General features: G+C 64.1%; 2 protein-coding genes. Both read right to left on the bottom strand.

What is annotated here, in order from left to right:
* Positions 1-32 precede the first annotated feature (32 nt).
* Positions 33-1,037 carry a recombinase family protein gene (locus NR072_RS07675; RefSeq protein WP_256836733.1) on the bottom strand — a complete coding sequence of 335 codons (1,005 nt, stop codon included), beginning with the start codon at positions 1,035-1,037 and terminating at the stop codon, positions 33-35.
* Positions 994-1,274, bottom strand: a 281-nt coding sequence (locus NR072_RS07670) for an integrase core domain-containing protein (protein WP_256836731.1), incomplete at its 5' end; no start/stop codon positions are given. The genes NR072_RS07675 and NR072_RS07670, both read right to left, overlap by 44 nt.

Genomic DNA, 1,274 nt, shown 5'->3' with positions numbered 1-1,274 from the left:
TCCAGGCGGCTGCCGCCGCCTGATAACTCGTGTCAAGCAAACTCATGGCAGACCCGTTCGTTGTCTTCGTCGATGTAGACCTTGGTGAAGAAGGCTTGGTTGCACAGGCGCCGGTTGGCGTCGTCGCACCGTTGGTAGATGTCGGCGCAGTTGGCCAGGAGTCCGAGGGCGTCGTCGAGGTGGGCGCGGGCGTCGGCGTAGTCGCCTTGGTGGGCGTCGATACGCCGGTTGAGGCGGTCGAGTTCGCCCAGGATGCGGTCTTGTTCTCGTTTGAGGACGGGCAGCGGGATGGCGTCGGCGTAGTGGTCTTGCATGAGCCGGTCTCGGTGAGTGGTGAGGCGTTCGAGTTCGTCGGTCTCGGCGGCCATGAGTCGGTCGAACTCGTGGTGGAGCATCCCGGACAGGGCGTCGCGCTGGGCGGGGCTGATCTGTACGCGGGTGTAGTAGTCCTCGATCAGCTTCTCGACGTCTGCGATCAGGATCGCGCCGCGGGTGCAGTCGGTGCGTTTGGAGTGCCGACCGGAGCACACGAAGTAGCAGTAGACGTTGCCGTGTCGGTTCTTGGCGTTGGAGACGATCAGCCGCGATCCGCATTGTCCGCAGTGGATGGTGCCTTTGAGGTAGTGGTCGTGGGCCTGGGTGGCTTCGGCGGCGGTCTTGTGAGCGGTGAGCACGGACTGGACCTGGTACCAGACCTCGGATGGGACGAGCGCGGGGTGGGTGCCCTTATAGCGGGTGCCGCGATAGTCGACATTGCCCTTGTAGTACGGGTTGGTCAGCAGGCGATGTACCGAGGAGACCGCCAGCGGCTTCGATGGCCGCTTCGGGGTAGGCAGGCTGACCAGTCCGCGGGAGGTGAGTTCGTCGTGGAGCTGGCTGACGGTCCAGTTCCCCGAGGCGTAGGCCTTGAACGCCCACTCGATCAGGGGCGCTCGCTCGGGGTCGAGTTCGACGGTGCGGACTGAAGTGCCCTGGGTCTGATGGAGACTCGCGCTATTTGATTCCGACCAGCAGGTTGTGGTCGTCGGGGACAGCATAGAACGTGTTCTCGAACTCGGAGGGCGGGACGTCGCCAAGGTATCCGTGGAGGCACTGGGTGTTGTGCCAGTGCACCCATCCGAGCGTCGCGAGTTCGAGGTCCTCGACCGTCTTCCACGGCCCCGAGCGTGCGGGTCCGCGGACGAGTTCGGCCTTGTAGGAGCCGTTCACAGTCTCGGCGAGGGCGTTGATGCTCCTATAGTTGTCAACTCGCGATCTGACCGGTGCGAGGGTTG

Origin of the sequence: Micrococcus sp. Mcc89, assembly GCF_024519795.1 — a bacterium.
GTDB lineage: Bacteria > Actinomycetota > Actinomycetes > Actinomycetales > Micrococcaceae > Micrococcus > Micrococcus luteus.
The sequence above is the reverse complement of the archived record's forward strand: the minus strand, read 5'-3'. Positions and strand labels throughout refer to the sequence as shown.

What these genes read in the sequence shown, in the direction of transcription:
- NR072_RS07675 (WP_256836733.1), bottom strand. Translation starts at nt 1,037, where the DNA reads ATGCTGTCCCCGACGACCACAACCTGCTGGTCGGAATCAAATAGCGCG.